Origin of the sequence: Kitasatospora brasiliensis (assembly GCF_032654805.1) — a bacterium.
GTDB classification, from domain to species: domain Bacteria; phylum Actinomycetota; class Actinomycetes; order Streptomycetales; family Streptomycetaceae; genus Kitasatospora; species Kitasatospora brasiliensis.
In genome coordinates this window covers 258,054-274,621 of record NZ_JAUOOW010000001.1, presented here as the reverse complement: position 1 = coordinate 274,621, position 16,568 = coordinate 258,054, and the positions used below count along the sequence as shown (strand labels likewise).

The 16,568-nt window shown below is 74.5% G+C and carries 14 protein-coding genes; 9 read left to right on the top strand and 5 right to left on the bottom strand.

Going from position 1 to position 16,568, the window contains the following annotated elements; genetic code table 11:
* The first annotated feature begins 127 nt into the window (after positions 1-127).
* Entirely contained in the window at positions 128-1,222 is a 1,095-nt protein-coding gene (locus tag QWJ13_RS01155; RefSeq protein ID WP_316519899.1) for a C40 family peptidase, read from the top strand.
* An 83-nt stretch (positions 1,223-1,305) separates the two neighbouring features.
* Here QWJ13_RS01155 and QWJ13_RS01150 read toward each other — a convergent pair whose 3' ends face one another.
* On the bottom strand, positions 1,306-1,773 hold the full coding sequence (locus QWJ13_RS01150; protein ID WP_316519898.1) for a MarR family winged helix-turn-helix transcriptional regulator: 468 nt from the start codon (positions 1,771-1,773) through the stop codon (positions 1,306-1,308).
* A gap of 56 nt (positions 1,774-1,829) precedes the next feature.
* Between QWJ13_RS01150 and QWJ13_RS01145 the strand changes: the two genes are divergently transcribed.
* From QWJ13_RS01145 to QWJ13_RS01135, 3 genes are all read left to right on the top strand, one after another.
* Positions 1,830-2,903, top strand: coding sequence for a substrate-binding domain-containing protein (locus tag QWJ13_RS01145; RefSeq protein ID WP_316519897.1), 1,074 nt, complete (start codon positions 1,830-1,832; stop codon positions 2,901-2,903).
* Positions 2,904-3,099: 196 nt separating this feature from the next.
* Positions 3,100-4,539, top strand: a complete 1,440-nt coding sequence (locus QWJ13_RS01140) for an APC family permease (protein ID WP_316519896.1) — start codon at positions 3,100-3,102, stop codon at positions 4,537-4,539.
* Entirely contained in the window at positions 4,536-5,555 is a 1,020-nt protein-coding gene (locus QWJ13_RS01135; RefSeq protein WP_316519895.1) for an acetamidase/formamidase family protein, read from the top strand. Before QWJ13_RS01140 ends, QWJ13_RS01135 begins: the two co-directional genes overlap by 4 nt.
* A gap of 112 nt (positions 5,556-5,667) precedes the next feature.
* On the opposite strand, the gene QWJ13_RS01130 is transcribed toward QWJ13_RS01135, so the two are convergent.
* The 3 genes from QWJ13_RS01130 to QWJ13_RS01120 all read right to left on the bottom strand — a co-directional run bounded on the left by QWJ13_RS01130 (position 5,668) and on the right by QWJ13_RS01120 (position 9,803).
* Complete coding sequence (locus QWJ13_RS01130; protein ID WP_316521593.1) at positions 5,668-6,003, bottom strand: BlaI/MecI/CopY family transcriptional regulator; 336 nt, start codon at positions 6,001-6,003, stop codon at positions 5,668-5,670.
* Positions 6,004-6,300: 297 nt separating this feature from the next.
* Positions 6,301-9,045 (bottom strand): FtsX-like permease family protein, encoded by a 2,745-nt coding sequence (locus QWJ13_RS01125; protein WP_316519894.1) that lies wholly within the window; start codon positions 9,043-9,045, stop codon positions 6,301-6,303.
* Positions 9,042-9,803 (bottom strand): ABC transporter ATP-binding protein, encoded by a 762-nt coding sequence (locus tag QWJ13_RS01120; RefSeq protein ID WP_316519893.1) that lies wholly within the window; start codon positions 9,801-9,803, stop codon positions 9,042-9,044. The genes QWJ13_RS01125 and QWJ13_RS01120 overlap by 4 nt, the downstream gene beginning before the upstream one ends.
* A 236-nt stretch (positions 9,804-10,039) precedes the next feature.
* Here QWJ13_RS01120 and QWJ13_RS01115 point away from each other — a divergent pair, with 236 nt between their 5' ends.
* Both QWJ13_RS01115 and QWJ13_RS01110 read left to right on the top strand, forming a co-directional pair.
* A complete protein-coding gene (locus tag QWJ13_RS01115; protein ID WP_316519892.1) occupies positions 10,040-10,774 on the top strand; it encodes an MgtC/SapB family protein in 735 nt (244 codons plus the stop codon).
* 74 nt (positions 10,775-10,848) lie between these two features.
* Positions 10,849-11,526, top strand: a complete 678-nt coding sequence (locus tag QWJ13_RS01110; protein ID WP_316519891.1) for a YoaK family protein — start codon at positions 10,849-10,851, stop codon at positions 11,524-11,526.
* Positions 11,527-12,067: 541 nt separating this feature from the next.
* Here QWJ13_RS01110 and QWJ13_RS01105 read toward each other — a convergent pair.
* The gene (locus QWJ13_RS01105) at positions 12,068-12,724 is read right to left on the bottom strand and encodes an Rv1733c family protein (RefSeq protein ID WP_316519890.1); all 657 of its coding nucleotides are present in this window, start codon (positions 12,722-12,724) and stop codon (positions 12,068-12,070) included.
* Between the two features lie 397 nt (positions 12,725-13,121).
* On the opposite strand from QWJ13_RS01105, the gene QWJ13_RS01100 reads away from it, so the two are divergent.
* The 3 genes from QWJ13_RS01100 to QWJ13_RS01090 are packed head-to-tail and all read left to right on the top strand — an operon-like array spanning position 13,122 to position 16,557.
* Positions 13,122-13,643 (top strand): PadR family transcriptional regulator, encoded by a 522-nt coding sequence (locus QWJ13_RS01100; RefSeq protein ID WP_316519889.1) that lies wholly within the window; start codon positions 13,122-13,124, stop codon positions 13,641-13,643.
* On the top strand, positions 13,640-14,326 hold the full coding sequence (locus QWJ13_RS01095) for an ABC transporter ATP-binding protein (RefSeq protein WP_316519888.1): 687 nt from the start codon (positions 13,640-13,642) through the stop codon (positions 14,324-14,326). Before QWJ13_RS01100 ends, QWJ13_RS01095 begins: the two co-directional genes overlap by 4 nt.
* Positions 14,323-16,557 (top strand): FtsX-like permease family protein, encoded by a 2,235-nt coding sequence (locus QWJ13_RS01090; protein WP_316519887.1) that lies wholly within the window; start codon positions 14,323-14,325, stop codon positions 16,555-16,557. Before QWJ13_RS01095 ends, QWJ13_RS01090 begins: the two co-directional genes overlap by 4 nt.
* Positions 16,558-16,568: the final 11 nt, after the last annotated feature.

The window sequence follows — 16,568 nt, the reverse complement described above, 5'->3', positions numbered from 1 at the left end:
AGGTGGGCGGGGCAGTACCCCCCGTTGCCGTCCTGCCCGCCTTCGTCGTCCCCCGGCACTCGCCCGAGCCGTCCCCCGGCCCCGCCCGAGCCGTCCACCGAATTCCCCCGAAGGAGAGCCGAGCTCCATGGGAAAGCGCCGCAAGCCCAGCCCCCCGAGCAGGGCCCGCATGGCGGTCCTCACCACGGCCATGGCGGCCGGTGGCGCGGTCCTCGCGTCGGGCACCGCCCACGCGGAGCCCGCCCCGAGCCTCGCCTCCGTCAAGGAACAGGTCGACCAGCTCAACGAGCAGGCCGAGCAGGCCATCGAGAAGTACAACGGCTTCCAGGAGAAGCAGCAGAAGCTCCAGGGCGAGGCCAACCTGATCCAGGAGAAGGTCGCCCGCGGGCAGGAGGCGATGAACGAGCTGCGGACCCGGCTCGGCGCGGTCGCCGCCGACCAGTACCGCACCAACGGCATCGACCCGTCGGTCCAGCTGATGCTGGACTCCGACCCGTCCGCCTACCTGGAGCGCGCCGCGGTGCAGAACCAGGTCTCCGACTCCCAGGCGAACCTGCTCAAGCAGGCCCAGGACGAGCAGCGCAAGCTCGACCAGGACCGCGCCGAGGCGACGGCGACCCTGGCCGCGCTCGACTCGGTCGGCACCCAGCTGGCGGAGCAGAAGAAGGACATCCAGGGCAAGCTGTCCGAGGCCCAGGCGATGCTCAACAAGCTCAGCGCCGAGGACCGGGCCAAGATCAACGCCCAGCAGAACGCGGAGAAGGCCAAGGCCGAGGCCCAGCAGGCCGCCGCCACCGCCGCCTCGGCCGCCAAGGACCGCGCCTCGCGCGGCACCGACCGCCCGGACATGAACGCCCCGGTGCCGGCCGCCAGCGGCCGGGCCGCCACCATCATCGCCTTCGCCCAGGCCCAGCTCGGCAAGCCGTACGGCTGGGGCGCGACCGGCCCCAACAGCTTCGACTGCTCCGGCCTGACCGGTGCCGCCTACCGCGCGGCGGGCGTCAAGCTCTCCCGGATGTCCCAGGACCAGTGGAACGACGGCCCGCACGTCGACCGTGCCAACCTCCAGCCCGGCGACCTGGTCTTCTTCTACGACGACATCCACCACGTCGGTCTGTACATCGGCGACGGCAAGATGATCCACGCCCCGCGCACGGGCAAGAACATCGAGGTGCTGCCGATCTCGGCGATGCCCTACAAGGGTGCCGTCCGTCCGGCCTGATCCCCGGTCGTCCCCGACGGTGGCCCGCTCCCGCTGCGGCGGGGGCGGGCCTTCGCCGTTCCAGGAGCCCCCGACCGGGCCGGTCAGAGGGCCGCGAGGCGCCGGAGCAGGTGGTCCGGGTCGGTGAGCCCGCAGGCCTGGCGGACGGCGGCGTCGTGGGCGGCGGCGAGCGCGTCCAGCCGAGTCAGCCGGACGCGGCCCTGACGGGAGAGGTGGGCGGTGATCCGGCGGCGGTCCTGGTCGCCCTGGCGCCGGTAGGCCCAGCCGGAGTCGGCCAGCGAGTCCACCAGCCGGCTCAGGCTGGCCGGCGGGAGCAGCAGGGCCTGGGACAGCTCGCCCATCGCGTGCCCGCGGCCGTCCGCGAGGGCGCGCAGCAGCCGCCACTGGTCGACGGTGCAGTCCTCCTCGGCCAGCGCGGCCGCGAGGCCGCCGGAGAGCCTGCGGTGGGCGAGCGTCACCAGTTCGACCAGCAGCGGCTCGGGCGTGGGCGAGCCTCCGGCGGTGTCGGGGCTGCGGCCCTCGACCTCCGGCGCGGCACCAGCTGCGGTCATCGGACCCTCCCCTTCCCGGCCTTTGCCGATATCGGCGGTACGACGATACTCGCACTGTGAGCGTCGAGGTCAGAGTGATCGATCCGCTCGACGCGCTGCACTCGGTACGGGAGGAGGCGGCGTTTCGGGTGGGCCTCGTCGTGCCGCAGTCCGGCCCGCTCGGGCTCACCGGACCGTCCGCGCTGGACGGCGCCCTGCTGGCCGCGCACGAGGTCAACACGGGCGGCGGGGTCCTCGGCCGTCCGCTGGACCTGGTGCTGGTGGACGGCGGCGGCACCCCGGAGCGGGTGGCCGGCGAGGTGCGGCGGCTGCTGGACGCCGGGGCGCTGGACGCGCTCGCCGGGTGCCACACCAGCGATGTGCACCGGGCGGTCGAGACGGTCGCCTCGGGCCGCACCGCGTACGTCTTCACCCCGCCGCACGAGGGCGGCTCCCGACTGCCCGGCGTGCTCTGCACCGGCATCGACCCGGCCCGTCAATTCAGCTCGGCGGTGCGCGAATTGACGGAGCGTCATAGAATCGCCCGATGGGCGCTGATCGGCAACGACTACATCTGGCCGCGCTCCGTCCACCGGGCCGCCGAGCGGCTCGCCGGACGGGCCGGCGCCCGGGTGGTGCTGGATCGGCGGCTCCCGTTCGGCGCGGTCCAGGGGAGGCTCGAACCGCTGCTGGACGAGCTGCGCGCCGCCCGCGCGGACGCCCTGCTGCTCAGCCTGATCGGGCGCGACCTGGTGCACTTCAACCGGGCGCTGCGGCGCAGCGGACTGGACCGCCGGCTGGTGCGGCTCTCCGGCGCCCTGGAGGAGAACGGCCTGCTCGCCCTCGGCGGCGACGACACCGGCACGCTGTACGCGGCGATGCCCTCCTTCGCGACGCTGGCCGAGGAGCGCCGGCAGAGCCTCGCCGAACGGCACCGGGCGCTGTGCGGGCCGTGGGCGCCGGTCCTGGACGCCTATGCGGTGGGCCTGTACGAGGGCCTCCACCTGCTCGCCGACCTGGCGGCCCGCCAGGCCCTGGCCCCGGACGGCCTGCTGGCGGCAGCCGACCGGCTGCTGCGCCGCGCGGGCGCGGGACGGGCGCCGATCCACCTCGCCCGAGCCGAGGGCCTCGGCTTCGCCGTCCTGCCGTAGCGAAGCGACTCGCGGCAGTGAAGCGACTCGCCGTCACGAAGCGAGCCGCCGTCACGAATCCGGAGGCTCGTCACTGGCGCACCGTCCTCCCCTTTCTCATCAGGTGAAACGTCGAAACAAAACCCTTCCATCTGGAAATAGTTGCCTCTACAGTCTCCCCAACCACCTCGCAGGGTCGTCACGGAGAGAGAGCACCATGGCTGACACACCCGCACCCCAGGGCATCGAGAGCTACGGCTACCAGCAGGAACTGCGCCGCTCGCTCAGCTTCACCGACCTGCTCGTCTACGGGCTGGTGTTCATGGTGCCGATCGCACCGTTCGGCATCTTCGGCGGCGTCTTCCAGGGCTCCGGCGGCATGGTCGCCCTGGCCTACATCCTCGGCATGGTGGCGATGATGTTCACCGCCCTGTCGTACGCCCAGATGTCCCGGGCCTTCCCGATGGCCGGCTCGGTCTACACCTACGCGGGCCGCGGCATCGCCGCCCCGGTCGGCTTCCTGTCCGGCTGGATGATCCTGCTCGACTACGTGCTGGTGCCCGGCCTGCTGTACCTGATCGCCGGCGTCGCGATGAACTCGCTGGTGCCGTCGATCCCGGTCTGGCTCTGGCTGATCGGCTTCGTGCTGCTCAACACCGTGGTCAACTACCTCGGCATCGAGACCACCAACAAGGTCAACAAGGCGATGCTGATCGGCGAACTGGTCGTGCTGGCCGTCTTCGTGGTGGTCGGCGTCATCGCCCTGGCCGACGGCAAGGGCCGGGGCTTCGACTTCACCCCGCTGTACAACTCGCACACCTTCTCCTGGAGCCTGGCCTTCGGCGCGGTCTCGATCGCGGTGCTCAGCTTCCTGGGCTTCGACGGCATCTCCACCCTCTCGGAGGAGAACCGGGACTCCGCCAAGGCGATCGGCCGGTCGATGGTCGCCGCGCTGCTGCTCGCGGGCACCCTGTTCATCGTGCAGACCTGGGTCGCCTCGCTGCTGGTCGCCGACCCGGACGCGCTGATCCGGGACGGCGACGCCAACGGCACCGCCTTCTACGACGCGGCCCGGACGGCCGCCGGCGGCTGGCTCGCCACCCTGACCGCCGCCTCCACCGCCGTGGCCTGGGGCTTCGCCAACTCGCTGGTCGCCCAGGCGGCCACCTCCCGGCTGCTGTACGCGATGGCCCGCGACCGCCAGCTGCCCGCCTTCCTGGCCCGGATCCACCCCACCCGCCGGGTGCCGGTCAACGCGACGCTGCTGACCGCCGGGATCTCGCTGGTGCTCGGCCTCTACATGGCCTCGCGCGAGGACGGCATCACCCTGCTGGGCACCCTGGTCAACTTCGGTGCGCTGAGCACCTTCCTGGTGCTGCACGTCGCCGTGGTCGTCCACTACCTGGTCCGCAAGCGAAGCAAGGACTACTGGCGGCACCTGATCGCCCCGGCCCTCGGCTTCGCGATCCTCGCGTACGTGGTGGTCAACGCGAACATCGCGGCCCAGCGGCTCGGCTTCGTCTGGCTGCTCGTCGGTGGGATCGTGCTCATCGGGCTGGTGGCCACCGGCCGCAAGCCCCGACTGGCCGTTGCCGAGGCCGAGTCGGCCACCGACACCGCTCCGAACGCCGCCACCACCCTCAAGGAGAACCAGTGAGCCTGCCCGAGATCGTCAAGCTGTCCCCGACCCCCGAGGACTACGCGTACACCTTCGGCGGCCGCGCCCCGCTGGTCACCGTCCAGCCCGGCACCGTCATCGAGCTGACCACCGAGGACTGCTTCGGCGGCAAGGTGCGCGGCACCGGCGACCTGCCCAGCCAGGTGTGCGTCTTCCCGTACCTCAACCCGGTCACCGGCCCGATCGCGGTGGCGGGCGCCGAGCCCGGGGACGTCCTCGCCGTGCACTTCGTGGAGATCACCCCGGCCCGGGACCACGGCATCTCCAGTACCTTCCCGCACTTCGGCGCGCTGACCGCGACCCACAACACCGCGATGCTGCACCCGGCGCTGGAGGAGCGGGTCTGGGTCTACGAGCTGGACGTCAAGGCGGGCAGCTGCCGATTCCGCGCCCGCAACAGCGAGTTCACGGTGGATCTGCCGCTCGACCCGATGCACGGCACGGTCGGCGTCGCCCCGGCGGCCGGCGAGGTGCTGGCCTCGATCACCCCCGGCGCGCACGGCGGCAACCTGGACACCCCCGAGATGCGGGCCGGCACCACCGCCTACTTCGGGGTCAACGTCGAGGGCGGCCTGCTGGCGATCGGCGACGGCCACGCCCGCCAGGGCGAGGGCGAGGTGTGCGGTACGGCGGTGGAGGCGGCGATGCGCACCACCGTGATCGTCGACCTGGTCAAGGGCGGCGGCCCGGCCTGGCCCCGGCTGGAGAACGACGACTTCCTGATCAGCACCGGCTCCGCCCGTCCGCTGGAGGACGCGTTCCGGATCAGCCAGCACGACCTGGTCGGCTGGACGGGCGAACTGCTCGGCCTGGACCAGCTCGACGCCTACCAGCTGGTCAGCCAGGCCGGGCTGGCCCCGGCGGCGAACGTCTGCGACACCAACTACACGATGGTCGCCAAGCTGCCGAAGAACCTGCTCGGCCGGGCCCGCGCCTACGACGGTCTGCACTCCCGGCTGCGCGAGACGGCGGGGGCGTACCTGCGGCACCGGTAGGTCGGCATGGCCCGCGCGGGGGTTCAACCGCGCGGGTCAAGGTACCGGCAAATCTCACGGACCTCCGCTCCCGGGCCCGTCGGCACCCAGGCGCCGGCGGGCCCGCCGGGCGTCACCCCGCTGCCCGGGACCTCACCCGTTCGAGGGCGGAGAGCAGGGCCGTGGCCTCCGCTCCGCTGATCCGGTCGACGAAGTGGAGCAGCGCGCCCGCCCGGTCCGGGGTGGTCTCCAGCGCCTGGTGCATCAGCCGGGCGGTGTACTCCTCGCGGGTGCAGGTCGGCTCGTACACCCAGGCGCGGCCCACCTTGTCGCGGCGCAGCCAGCCCTTGGTGTGCAGGATGTCCGCGACCGTGGTGACGGTGGTGTACGCGACGGCCCGCCCGCGCTGGAGGTCGTCCACCACCTGGCGCACCGTGGCGGGCCGGTGCCAGGACCAGAGCCGGTCCATGATCTCGGCCTCCAGATCGCCGAACCCCCGTAGCACCGCCCTCTTCTCCCTCGCCGAACCGAACCGAGCCGAACCGAGCCGAACCGAGCCGGCCACTGATCACCGAAGCACCGGTGGCTCGGCCCGTAGGCCGTAGCCCCGAGCCGTCGGCCCGCCGGAATCGCGGCCCCATGGTACGGCGAGCGCCGGGCGCCCGCCCCCGGTCGAAGGGGACGCGCGCCCGGCGCTCGGGCCCGGCCGGTGGCCGGGTGGTGCTCAGTCGGTGTCGAAGACGTGTCCGGCGCCGGGCGCCGGGACTCAGGACAGCCGCCGCCCCAGGGGGACACGGGAGCGGGTGAACAGCGCCGCGAGCAGCCCCGCGACCACCGGCAGCGCCAGCACGATCAGCAGCAGCTCCACCCAGGGCGCGGCGATCAGCGCCGGCTTGGCCCCGAACCCGCCGGCCCGGGACTTCAGCAGCCCCACCGCCGGCACGAACCCGTTGGCCGCCCCGAGCAGCGCGCCCAGCAGCGCGATCAGCGTGCACTGAAGGCCCGCCATGCTCCGCCGGATCCGCGGCGGCGCACCGACCGCGGCCAGGGTGGCCTGGTCCTGCCGGGAGTCGGCGGCCGCCAGCCCGGTGGCGATCCCGGCCGCGCCGAGCACCACCAGCGCGGCGAAGCCGGTCAGCGCCAGGGTGAGCGCGTCGTTCTTCGGCTGGTACCCGCGCTCGACCCGCAGTGTGGCGAAGCGGTCGAGCTGGACGGCGGCGGCCTCCGCGCGCTGCTGGGCCTTGCCGTCGGGCGGGGTGGCGGGCAGCCAGACCGAGCCGGTCGGCCGGGCGGCGAGCCCGGGTTCGATGCCGGGGACGGTGGAGGGCAGCACCAGTCCCTGGGCCAGCCTGGCGGCGGCCGGGTTGTCCACCAGCACCACGTCGACCGGGACTTCGCGCAGCTCGGGCTTGGGCACCTCGCCCGGCTGCACCGGAGCGCCGCCGCCGCGCAGCAGCATCACGGCCTTGCCGTCGGCGCCCACCGCGGACCGGTCGAAGACCAGCACCTTGCCGGCGGCCAGCGCCTGCTCGGCGGCCGGGTCGTGCACGTTGAACAGGTTGTGCAGCACGTTCGCGTCCCCGGCGGCCAGGTGCGGCGGGGCGCCGAGGCCGCGCCGCATCGGCGGGGCCTTGAACTGGACGGTACTGGAGCAGTTGTCGCAGAAGCGGTACTCCACCTCGCCGAGGTCGCCGCGCGCGCCGAGCCCGGCCAACTGCCGCTCCAACTCGGCGCGTTCGTTCGCGAGCCGCGGCCCGTCCAGGTGGCTGACCAGCTGGACGGCGCCGTACGGGGCCTCCGGCTCGTAGTCGCGCCGGTTCTCGGCGTCGGTGCTGGTGGTGTAGACGCCGATGGCGACGGCGCCGGCCACCGCGGCCATCACCGCGGCCACCGCGGGGGCGGTGCGCGAGCGGTGCCGGGCGGAGTCGCGCAGCGCGAGCCGGGGGCCGAGCGGCAGTCGGCCGGCGGCCCGGCCGATCAGGGCGATCAGCATCGGGGTGCAGAGCAGCAGGCCGAGTTCGGCGACCACCGAACCGCCGAGCACGGTGAGCACCCGGGTGCCGTAGCCGCCCACGCCCGCCTCTTCGCGCGGGACGGCGCTCGCGCCGTACACCGCGAGCCCGGCGCCGAGGGCGACCAGTGCCGCACCGGCGACGGTGACCCAGCGGCTGGGCCCGCGGACGGAGTCCCGACCGGTGAGCCCGGCGGTGACGCTGCGACGGGCGGCCTGGAGGGCGGGCAGGGCGGCCGCGAGCAGCGCGGTGAACACGCCGATCCCGGCGATCGCGAGCAGCTCCAGCGGGGGCACGGCGAGGTGCCCGAAGCGCACGCCGCCGATCCGCTCGATCAGCGGCCGCAGCACGGTGACCACCGCGGTGCCGAGCACCACGCCGACCAGCGCCCCGGTCGCGCCGAGCACCACCCCGCCGCCGAGCACCACCGCGCCGACGTGGGCGCGGCTGCCGCCGGCCGCGCCCAGCAGGGCGAGCTGGCGGCGCGAGCGGCTGGCACCGACCGCGAAGGCGGGCCCGGCGAGCAGGGCGACCTCCAGCAGTGCCATGCCGGTCACGGTGGCGGCGACGATCTCGGTGTTCTTGGCGGGCGCCGGGTCGCTGTAGCGGAACGAGTCACGGTAGTAGGGGACGGCCTGCTCCGGCGGCGGGGCGACGGCCACCGAGCGTGCGGTCAGCGTGTAGCCGTGGGCGTTGAACCGTCGGGCCGCGGCCCAGTCGACGGCGGCCCCGGAGGGCAGCCGGACGAGCCAGCCGGACCGGGTGGTCGGGGGCTTCTCCGCGCTGGGCCCGGCGGCGGCCAGCGCCTCGCTCAGCGGGTCGATCAACTCGCCCGGCCGGGCGACGAGTTCGACCCGGCCCAGCTCGCTCGGGTGCTCCACCACGCCGGTGATGGTGTAGGTGGTGCGCTCCAGGCCCTGGAGGGTGGTGGTGGCGCCGAGCCCGAGACCGGAGCGGTCCGAGAAGGCTCGGGTGACGGCGACTTCACGCGGGGCGCTCGGGGCGCGGCCCTCGACCAGGTCCAGTCGGCCGCGCCAGATCGGGTCGCCGAGGTCGGCCTCGGTGGTGAGGGCGCGGACCAGGCCCTCGGGCGAGGTCGCGCCGGCCTCCGGACCGGGCCGGGCCGGGGTGAGGGCGCTGCCGGGCGGCAGCAGCGAACCGATCAGGGCGACCGGGTCGGTGCTCGCGCCCTTCTGCTGCTCCTCCGTGGGCTGCCGATCGGGCCGGGGCGGGACGACGAAGGCGCCGTCCTCGGCGATCGGGGCCTGCTCGACCGACTGGCCGGGGGAGAGCGCGGTGACCAGGGCGTCCGCACCGCCCACCACCCGTTCCACCCGCTCGGCCGGGGTCAGCTGCCCACTGCGGTGGACCACGTCGGCGCCGGTGACGCCGAGGACGGGCAGCGCGATCATGGCGACGATCAGCGCGCTGCGGCCCTTGGCGCGCAGCGCGTCACGGCGGGCGATGCGCAGGGCGACCCGCCAGGCTCCGAGCCTCACTGCGCCACCTCGCCGACAGCGTGCACCGCGGCGAGGCGGGCGGCGGAGCGGCGGCCGGGGGTCTCCGAGGAGATCGCGCCGTCCCGCAGGTGGACCACCCGGTCCGCCCAACTGGCGTGCGCCGCCTCGTGGGTGACCATCATCGCGGCCGCCCCGGCGTCGCAGCGGGCGCGCAGGACGGCGAGCACCGCCTCGCCGGTGGCCGAGTCGAGGGCGCCGGTCGGCTCGTCGGCGAGGACCAGGCGGCGCTCGCCGATCAGGGCGCGGCCGATCGCGACGCGCTGCTGCTGGCCGCCGGACATGTTGTCGGGGAAGCGGTCGGCGAGTTCGCCGATGCCCAGTTCCTCCAGCGCGGCCAGCGCCTCCCGGCGGGCCCGGCGTCCCGGGACACCGTCGAGCTCGCGCGGCAGGGCGATGTTCTCGGCGGCGGTGAGCGCCGGGATCAGGTTGTAGTCCTGGAAGACGTACCCGATCGAACGCCGCCGCAGGTCGGCGAGCTTGCCGCGGCGCAGGCCGCCGAGCGTGACCCCCTCCACCAGGACCTCGCCGTCGCTGGGCTGGTCCAGCCCGCCGGCCAGGCTCAGCAGGGTGGACTTCCCGGAGCCGGACGGGCCCATGACGGCGACGAACTCGCCCGGGTGGACGGCCAGGTCGATGCCGCGCAGGGCGTGCACCTCGGCGGCGCCCCGCCCGTGCACGCGGGTGACGCCCGCCAGGCGCAGGACGGGTGCGGGCCGGGGCGGATCGGTGTGGGACACACTTCCCCCTTTGTGAGCTGCTCAACTGCATATGTCGGTGAACTGTATATGTCGGAGGACGTGATGCGAAGTCGGGTGGTTCCCGATCGAGGGGATCGGATTCGGTCGGGCCCGGATTCCCGCGCTCTGCGCGCCTCCCCGCCGGTCGCGGGGGCGCTGGTCATCATCAAGGGCGTCCGCACCATCAAGGTCGTCCGCACCGCCCGTACCCCTCCTCCCGTGAAGGAGGTGCCGTCGTGCACAACCTGACCACCGCCGACTTCCTGATCCGGCTCGCCGCCGGCGTCGCCTGCGGCGCGCTGATCGGCGTCGAACGCCAGTGGCGGGCCCGGATGGCCGGCCTGCGCACCAACGCCCTGGTCGCCGCCGGCGCCACCCTGTTCGTCCTCTACAGCGAGGCCGTCGGCGACACCGCCAGCCCCACGAGGGTCGCCTCGTACGTCGTCTCCGGCATCGGCTTCCTCGGCGGCGGCGTCATCCTGCGCGACGGCGCCGGCGTGCGCGGCCTCAACACCGCGGCCACGCTGTGGTGTTCGGCCGCCGTCGGGGTGCTGGCCGCCTCCGGCGAACTGGAGTTCGCGGCGCTCGGCACGCTCGCCGTCCTGGTCGTCCACCTGGTCCTGCGCCCGGCCGGGCGACTGCTCGACCGGGCCCCGCAGTCCGGCAGCGACCCGGACTCCACCTGCCGCGCCACCATCCACCTGGAGTGCGACCGCAAGGCCGAGACCCACATCCGGGCCCTGCTGCTCCAGGCCCTCACCGCCTCCGGCCTCGCCCCGACCGGGCTGCGCGCCCGCCGCACCGACGGCGGCGAGGCCGCCAGCCTGCGGGCCACCGTCGCGATCACCGGGCGGGTCGCCCCGGCGCTCGAACAGGTCGTCACCCGGCTGTCGTTGGAGCCCGGCGTGCGCGACCTCCACTGGCACCTGGAGGACGACCCGGAGGACCCGGACAACCCGGCGCTGGCCTGAAGGAGTAGAACGGAAGGGCCGTCACTCTCACGGCACCGCCACTGTCGCCGTCACCCGAACCGCCTGGAGGCCCGATGCCGACCCCCGATCCCGAGCACGGGCCGCTGGTGCCGATGCTGCTGGTGCTGACCGTGGTCACCGGAGTGGTGGACGCGGTCAGCTACCTCGAACTCGGCCACGTCTTCGTCGCCAACATGACCGGCAACGTGGTGTTCCTCGGCTTCGCCCTGGCCGGCGCGGCCAACCTCTCCGCCACCGCCTCGCTGGCCGCCCTCGCCGCCTTCCTGCTCGGCGCCCTGACCGGCGGTCACCTCGCCCGCCGACTGCCCGGCCACCGCGGGCGCCTGCTGACCGCCGCCGTCGCCGTCCAGTCGGCGCTGGTCGCGGCGGCCACCGCGCTGGCGGCCCTGGCCGGCCACACCTCGGACCCGGCCCGCTACACCCTGATCGGGCTGCTCGGCTTCGCCATGGGCGGCCAGAACGCGGTGGTCCGCGCGCTGAAGGTCCCCGACCTCACCACCACCGTGCTCACCATGACCATCACCGCCCTCGCCGCCGACCGCACCGGCCCGCGCCGCCTCGCCTCCGCCGTCTGGATGTTCGTCGGAGCCCTCCTCGGCGCCCTGCTCGTCCTCCACGCCAACGTCCCGGTGGCCCTCGCCCTGACCCTCACCCTCCTCCTCGCCGTCGCCGCCTACACCCACCACGCCGCCAAACCCACCCCGGCCCCCGCCTGGACCCGGCCCGTCTGACGGCCCTTCGGCGGCCGCGTCCTGCCACCCCGGCCTGGACCTACCCCCCCGCCTGGCGATCCGTGAGCCGCCGCCCCCCATGCCTTGCCCGCCCGGGCCCCGCCGCCCCGCCCGGGCCTCCGGCCCCGGCCCGTGGGGCGGTAGGTTCCTCGCCAACCTCGGCCCGGCTCGTCGGCGGCCGCCCCCCATCGGACCACTTGCTCACCCAGGCTGGACCCACAGCCCTCCGGCGACCTGCGAGCCCCGTCCCATCCCTGCTCACCCGGGCCCTGCGCCCCGGCGAGGGCCTCCGGATCCGGTCCGTCGAGAGTGGGTTCCCGCGCCGTCGAGCCCACCCGGCCCGGCCTGGGTGCGGCCCGTCCGGCGGGTCGTGAGGGGCTGAGGCGCCATGCCCGGGGGCGATGGGCCTTGCGGCCGAGGCCGCCCCGGTTCTGCGGGCGTGTTCGGCCCGTCGGGCGGCCGAGGAGCGGGGGGCGAGAGCGACTGCGTGGTCATCTGCGGGCCGGGCCTGCGTTCCGGGCGTCACGGGCCGACTGTCGGCTCAGTCCTCCCGGCGGTGCCCGGCGCGGCCGCTCCAGCGGGGTTCGAGGCGGGCCCAGTCGGAGGTCCAGGCGTTCTCGGCGCGGCGTTCGAGGGTGTGGAGGCGTAGCCGGAGGCCGAGGGCGAGGAGGGCCAGCAGGGTGAGGAGGGCGCCGGCGCCGGTGCAGGCGGCGGAGACGGCGAGGGCCATCCGGTCGGCCGGGGGAGCGGCGACCTCGCCGGCCGGGTCGATCCAGACGGGGACGTGGCTGCCGGCGACGGCGGTTCGCGCGGCCTGGACGCTGCCGAGGTGTTCGCTGCCGTCGGGGGCGGTCCAGGCGGCGTCGACGTCGACCCGGGTGGTGTACCCGCCGGAGAAGCGGCTGCCGCTGACGGCCGTGTGGTCCGGGACGCCGCGGACCACGGCGTCGACCCGGGACAGCCGTCCGCGGTCGGCGTCGGCCCGGGGTGCGGTGGAGCGGTAGAGGAGCAGGGCGCCGCCCGCGGTCACCGCGACGGCGAGCACCGCGCCGAGCGCGGCGGCCAGCCAGGCCCGGGCCCGGGAGCGGTCGACGGGCCGGGCGAGCGGTTCGTGCCGGGCCCCGAAGGCCCGCCGCAGCTGACGGCCGGTGCGGCGCGGGAGCGACGCGGGCCTGGCCGGACGGGGGGTGCTGGACACGGTGAGGGCTCCTCAGGGGCGCGGGGACACACGGGGGTTCCGCCCCCAATCTCCACCCGTCGGCCCCTCGCGCACAAGAGTCGTGCGCGCTCGTAGCACCGCCAGAGCCGCTCGGCCCCGCATCCGGGACGTTCGGCCCTCGGCAGGCACGGCCTGACCCGGGCAGTCTTGGTACCGGCGGCGCCCCCGTGCCAGGGCGTGGCCGTGGCCCGGTGTGACCGTGGGGGTTTCGGGCCGAGGTTCGGGGCAGGGGGTGGTCGTGGGGTCACCCCCTGCCTGTCCCGAACCGGTTCTCCTGTTCTCCGTGCCGTGACCGGAAACTGACGACGTCCCAGGTCGGGGCCGTATTCTTCCCAGCTATACACTCGGAGTATACGTCGGGTGTATGTTGCTTCCCATGAGTGTTCCTTTGACCCTCCTGGGCTTGCTGGAGCGGGAGCCGAGCCACGGCTACGACCTCAAGCGCGACTACGACGCCCTCTTCGGCCGCGGCAAACCCCTCCCGTACGGCCAGGTCTACGCGACCCTCGGCCGCCTCGCCCGCGACGGCAAGGTGGTCGCGGGCGAGGAGCCCGGCGACGGGCCCGAGCGCAAGCGGTACGTGATCACCGAGACCGGGGCGACCGAGTTCGAGACCTGGCTCCAGGAGCCGGTCGCGCCCGAGCCCAACCTCCAGTCCGTGCTGTTCACCAAGGTGGTGCTGGCCCTGATGCTGGGCCGCGACGCCGAGCAGTACCTGGACACCCAGCGCGCCGCCCACCTGCGCCGGATGCGCGAACTCACCGAACTGCGCCGCACCGGCGCCCTGGTGGACTCCCTGCTCGCCGACCACGGCCTGTTCCACCTGGAGGCCGACCTGCGCTGGATCGACCTCACCGCCGCCCGGCTGGACGCGCTCGCCGCCGAGGTGACGGCATGACATCGATCATCGAGGCCCGCGATGTCGCCCTGGCCTTCGGCGAGACCCCCGCCCTGCGCGGGGCCAGTCTGTCCGTCCAGGCCGGCGAGGTGCTTGCCATCATGGGCCCCAGCGGCTCGGGCAAGTCGACGTTACTCCACTGCCTGGCCGGCATCCTGGTGCCCGACGCGGGGGAGGTGCTGTTCGAAGGGCAGCGCCTGGACACCATGTCGGAGGCCCAGCGCAGCGCCCTGCGCCGGGACAGGTTCGGCTTCGTGTTCCAGTTCGGCCAGCTGGTGCCGGAGCTGACGGCCGAGGAGAACGTGGCCCTGCCGCTGCTGTTGAACGGGGTCCGCCGGGCCGCCGCGCTGGCCGAGGCCCGGCCGTGGTTCGCCCGGCTCGGCCTGGACGGCCTGGAGAGGCGCCGTTGCGGCGAGCTGTCGGGAGGTCAGGCCCAGCGGGTCGCCCTGGCCCGTGGCCTGGTGGCCCGGCCGCGGGTGCTGTTCGCCGACGAGCCGACCGGCGCGCTGGACTCGCTGACCGGCGAGCAGGTGATGGAGCTGATGGTGGGCTCGGCCCGCGAGCAGGGCACCACCGTCATCCTGGTCACCCACGAGGCCCGGGTCGCCGCGTACGCCGACCGCGAGGCGGTCGTCCGGGACGGCCGGGCCCGGACCCTCTCCGCGGGAACGGTGGCCTCGTGATCCCCTTCTCGCTCCGGCTGGCCGTCAGCGGCGGCCGGGAGGCGGTGGCCCGGCTGCTGATGATCGCGGCGGCGGTGGCGATCGGGGTCGGGCTGCTGCTGTCGACCTTCTCCAGCCTGAACGCGATCGACCGCGCCAACCAGCGGCAGCTCTGGATGAACACGGGCGCCAAGGGCGCGACCTCGGCCGCCCCGGTGGACCCGCTCTGGTGGAGCGCCCGGATGGAGTACTACCGGGGGAAGAGCGTCCTCCAGGCCCAGGTCGCCCCCACCGGGCCGACCTCACCCATGCTGCCCGGCCTCACCCGGCTGCCCGCTCCCGGCGAGTACTACGCCTCGCCCGCCCTGCGGAAACTGCTGAGCGAGACCCCGGCCGTCGAGCTCGGCGACCGCTTCCCGGGCCGCATGGTCGGCGTCATCGGGGACGACGCGCTGCCCTCCCCGGACACCCTGGCGGTGGTCATCGGCCGTACGGCGGACCAGGTCGAGGCCATGCCGAGGGCCGCTGCCGTCACGAGCATCGCCACCGCGATGCCCGCCGACTGCCCGTACGACTGCTACGGCTCGGGCGTGCACGGCGACTCGCTGGTCCTGGTGCTCACCGTGGTGGCCGGGGCCCTGATCTTCCCGGTGCTGATCTTCATCGGCATCGCGACCCGGCTGTCCGCCGCCACCCGGGAGCAGCGCTACGCCGCGATGCGCCTGGTGGGTGCGACGCCGGGCCAGGTGGCGGTGGTCTCGGCGGTGGAGTCCACGGTGGCCGCGCTGATCGGTACGGTCTTCGGCTTCGGCCTGTACGTCGCGCTGAAGCCCCTGACGGCCGACGTGCCGTTCACCGGCGATCGCTTCTTCGCCGAGGACCTGGGCCTGAACGCGTGGCAGGCGGGCGGGATGGTGGTGGCCGTGCCGGTCGCGGCCGCGCTCGCCGCCCGGTTCGCGCTGCGCCGGGTCACCGTCTCGCCGCTCGGGGTCTCCCGGCGGGTCACCCCGAAGCCGCCGGGTACCTGGCGGGTGGTCCCGCTGGTGGCCGGGCTCGCGGAACTCGGCTACTTCGTCGGCAGCCGCCCGACGACCACCAACGCGCAGTCCCTGGCCTACCTGAGCGGGTTCGTGCTGGTGATGCTCGGCCTGGTGATCGCCGGCCCGTGGCTCACCATGGCGGCCGCCCGGGCGGTGGCCCGGCGGACCAGTAGGCCGGCCTCGCTGATCGCGATGCGCCGGCTGGCGGACGACCCGAGGGCGGGCTTCCGCTCGGTGGCCGGTCTGGTGCTGGCCCTGTTCGTGACCACCGCGACGCTCGGCATCATCGGCACCATCAACGACGCCCAGGGCGTCCTGTTCGGCTCACCCGAGGTGCGCAAGGCCGTGGCCGACACCCCGTTCGGCGATCTGGAGGGAGCGGACGTGCTGCCCGCGGTGCCCGACGGCGTGGTGGCGCGGGCCAGGGCCGTCCCCGGGTTCCGGGGGCTGGCGCTGGTGCACGACAATCCGGCCGGGATCGGGGGGGTCACGAAGGGCGAACGACGGTTCGTCCCCACCCTGGTGCGCTGCTCGGAGCTCGCGCAGATCCCGGTGGTCGGTCACTGCGCACCCGGGGCCGCCGTCGCGGCGGTCGACCTGTTCCGGTTCACGGATCTCCAGGAGGACTCGGCGACGGAGTGGCCGACCGCGCCGATCCCGGCAGAGGAGGTCGCCAAGCTCCCGGTGCGGCTGCTCTACGCGACCACCGACGGCTCCGAGTCGGCCAAGGAGCAGCTGCGGACCCTGTTCATGAAGGAGTTCCCGAGGTACCAGACACGGCAGGTCGGGGACTGGGCGTCCGAGGGCCAGAAGAAGCTCCAGGGCTGGCGCCGGCTGGCGGACGTGGTGCTGCTGACCACCCTGCCGATCGCCGGGTGCAGCCTCGCGGTGAGCGCGGTGGCCGGGCTCTCCGACCGCCGCCGCCCGTTCGCGATGCTGCGGCTGACCGGGGCGCCGCTGCGGCTGCTCCAGCGGGTGGTCGGGCTGGAGAGCGCGCTGCCGCTGCTGGTGGTCTCGGCGCTCGCGATCGGCACCGGCTTCGCGGCGGCGGCGATGTTCCTCAAGGCGCAGATGGACTACGACCTGGTGTCCCCGGGCGCGCTGTACTACGGGCTGACGGCCTTCGGGCTGGTCGCCTCGCTCGGGATCATCGCCTCCACGCTGCCGCTGCTGAAGCGGATCACCGGGCCGGAGGCCGCCCGCAACGGCTGAGGCCCGTTCAG

Bases quoted from the DNA above. Each gene is read 5' to 3' on its own strand.
- QWJ13_RS01130 (WP_316521593.1), bottom strand. From the start codon at position 6,003: ATGGACCGGCTCTGGTCCTGGCACCGGCCCGCCACGGTGCGCCAGGTG.
- QWJ13_RS01155 (WP_316519899.1), top strand. From the start codon at position 128: ATGGGAAAGCGCCGCAAGCCCAGCCCCCCGAGCAGGGCCCGCATGGCG.
- QWJ13_RS01100 (WP_316519889.1), top strand. From the start codon at position 13,122: ATGAGTGTTCCTTTGACCCTCCTGGGCTTGCTGGAGCGGGAGCCGAGC.
- QWJ13_RS01150 (WP_316519898.1), bottom strand. From the start codon at position 1,773: ATGACCGCAGCTGGTGCCGCGCCGGAGGTCGAGGGCCGCAGCCCCGAC.
- QWJ13_RS01140 (WP_316519896.1), top strand. From the start codon at position 3,100: ATGGCTGACACACCCGCACCCCAGGGCATCGAGAGCTACGGCTACCAG.
- QWJ13_RS01110 (WP_316519891.1), top strand. From the start codon at position 10,849: ATGCCGACCCCCGATCCCGAGCACGGGCCGCTGGTGCCGATGCTGCTG.
- QWJ13_RS01095 (WP_316519888.1), top strand. From the start codon at position 13,640: ATGACATCGATCATCGAGGCCCGCGATGTCGCCCTGGCCTTCGGCGAG.